A 2,443-nucleotide genomic window follows, 5' to 3' on the forward strand; every position below is an offset into this window, starting at 1 on the left:
CGCGTCATTACAAACGTTAACGCTCGTTGAGGGGGTCGTTTTGTTTGCTACTGGCCCATTATTTATTCCCTTGGTTGAAAAGCTGTTCATGAGGGGGCGCATTCGTGTTTCAACATTGGCGGCTTTAGCAATGGCGTTCACTGGTGTGGTTATGTTGGCGGGCGGTGGAAGTGAGATCACATGGCGAGCGGATTTATTGCTCGGCTTGGCTGGTGGACTCTTCAATTCTGGTTCTCAGCTTACGTTATATAAAGTGAGTAAAACAAATATGTCGCCGCTAGAAATCAACTTTTGGGCGTTTGGTTTTGCTGCCGTATTTCTGTTGCCGCTAACTTTGTTTAACGACTTCGACGTGTTACTTAATATGAGTGTTATGGCGCCTGAGATTTCTTCAAATACGCTGTGGATCGGTATGATGTCTCTGATGATCATTAACACCCAAGTTTTTCGCTCCAAAGCATATAAACTGGCAAGCAGTGGCTCTCAACTTGCACCACTCATTTTTACTAACTTATTGTTCACTGCGGTTTGGCAGAGCCTGTTTTTTGAAGACCGAATGAGTCAAAGTCAAATTGTTGGGATGAGTTTAATAGTGCTCGCAATCATACTGAACACATGTTGGGTTCGCTTTAAGGCGCATCGCAGTGGCGGTTTACAAGCGAGAACTTCTTAGTCTGTCGGAAAATGAAGGGGGCAGGTAGATAAATTGGTCGTGTGGTTTGATTTTTCCTGAGTATGGGCTAGCGTCAAGAAAGGTTCAGGGAGAGAAATCATGCTTACGCTAAATTATTACGTCGAAATTTCGGCGACACCGCAACGAGTGTGGGAAGTGCTAACCGATGTTGAGTTGTATAAACGTTGGGCGCAAGCCTTTTCACCGCAGTCTCAATTTGAAGGAGCTTGGGAAGAAGGAGGTGGCATCACTTTTTTTGATCCAGATATGGGCGGGACAAGGGCGATCATAGATACGGTGCTACCCCTTCAAAAACTTGAATTTCATCATGTTGCCATTTTTAATCCGGATAATCGTCAACAACTCGATGCTGACCTAGCATCTAGGTGGATCGGATCGCGAGAGATCTACCAGATCGATACCAACAACGATCGTTTACTACTCAATGTTACCATTCATACTCACAATGACTTTGTTTCCATGTTTAATCACGGATGGGAAAAAGCCTTACCCTTGATAAAAGCCATTTGTGAAGAGCAAGCTTAGGGTTCTTGCTTATCTTGGGCTGACGATGCGTTGCCTGAAGGTATACAATAGCACGCAAGATAGCGCACCTAAGAGAGTGGATGATGGAATTTAAAGTTGATACCCATACACATACGTACGCCAGTGGTCACGCGTACAGTACCTTGATTGAAAATGCAAAGTTGGCAAAAGAGAACGGGCTGGATATGTTCTGCACGACCGATCACGCAGAATCAATGCCGGGTGCGCCTCATTACTGGTTCTTCTCGAACCAGAAAATTCTGCCTCGCTTTCTTGAAGGCGTTGCGATTATTCGTGGCGCTGAATCTAACATTATGAATACCGAAGGCTACATTGATATTCCACTGAGTGTGGACCGCAACTTAGATTGGGTGATCGCGAGTTTTCATGAACCCGTTTTTCGTCCTGCAAACAAGCAAACTCACACGGAAGCACTTGTTAATGTCATTCAGAGTGGTCGTATTGATGCGCTCGGTCATCTTGGTAATCCAAATTTCGACTTTGATTTTCAGACCGTTTTAGCGTGCGCGAAAGAGCACAATGTCGCGATTGAAATTAATAACACCACGCTGAAAGGCAACAGCCGAGTAGGCAGCGTAGACCGTTGCCACGAGATTGCACAAATCGGGAAAGATCTCGGTGTTTTCTTCACCACGGGCAGTGACGCGCATTTCTGTCACGATGTTGGTAATCTGGATTTGGTTGGAGAGTTAATGGACAAAGTGGGTATTGATAGCAAGAAAGTGATTACTCACACCGCTCAGCAGTTTTTGTCTTTCTTAGCTTTGAGAGGCCGTAAACCAATTGCAGAATATGACAGCATTCTCAACGCATAAACTTGATTACATTTAAGGTATGCACCCGACGCCAGATTGCTTTACACTGCGACCCGGAAATACTCAACTAAGCTAGTTTTTCGCCTCTTATGGCGTAGGTTGTTTGGGTGAATAAAGCCGACACAGAATTCGGCACTATAAATGGAGAAGTGAAAATGTTACGTCCTTTAGTCCTAGGGTGTGCGATTGCGTTTGGCTCAACATACGCAATGGCAGAAGCGGTTGATTTAAAACAAAACATGAAACAGATGAAGATGGAATTCAAACAGGCGGCAGAAGCATCTGATGTCGAAACCATGAAATCTGCGATTGATAGCTTGCAAGCGATTGTTGAACAATCTAAGCGTGGTAATTACCCACCAGAGAAGTTTGATACTTACTTAGAAGG

4 protein-coding genes are annotated in these 2,443 nt (G+C 44.6%); all 4 read left to right on the forward strand.

What is annotated here, in order from left to right; translation table 11 throughout:
* Positions 1–673, forward strand: a 673-nt coding sequence (locus tag IQR33_RS08320) for a DMT family transporter (RefSeq protein ID WP_193843620.1), incomplete at its 5' end; no start/stop codon positions are given.
* Positions 674–772: 99 nt separating this feature from the next.
* Positions 773–1,219 (forward strand): SRPBCC family protein, encoded by a 447-nt coding sequence (locus tag IQR33_RS08325; protein WP_170889967.1) that lies wholly within the window; start codon positions 773–775, stop codon positions 1,217–1,219.
* A gap of 83 nt (positions 1,220–1,302) precedes the next feature.
* Positions 1,303–2,055, forward strand: coding sequence for a phosphatase (locus tag IQR33_RS08330; RefSeq protein ID WP_193837843.1), 753 nt, complete (start codon positions 1,303–1,305; stop codon positions 2,053–2,055).
* A gap of 155 nt (positions 2,056–2,210) precedes the next feature.
* Positions 2,211–2,443 (forward strand): cytochrome b562 (locus tag IQR33_RS08335; RefSeq protein ID WP_228013802.1); only part of this gene is annotated, 233 nt, incomplete at its 3' end.

Source organism: Vibrio sp. OPT46 (assembly GCF_015163535.1).
GTDB classification, from domain to species: Bacteria; Pseudomonadota; Gammaproteobacteria; order Enterobacterales; family Vibrionaceae; genus Vibrio; species Vibrio alginolyticus.

Coding starts and splice junctions, on each gene's coding strand:
- IQR33_RS08325 (WP_170889967.1), top strand. CDS start 773: ATGCTTACGCTAAATTATTACGTCGAAATTTCGGCGACACCGCAACGA.
- IQR33_RS08330 (WP_193837843.1), top strand. CDS start 1,303: ATGGAATTTAAAGTTGATACCCATACACATACGTACGCCAGTGGTCAC.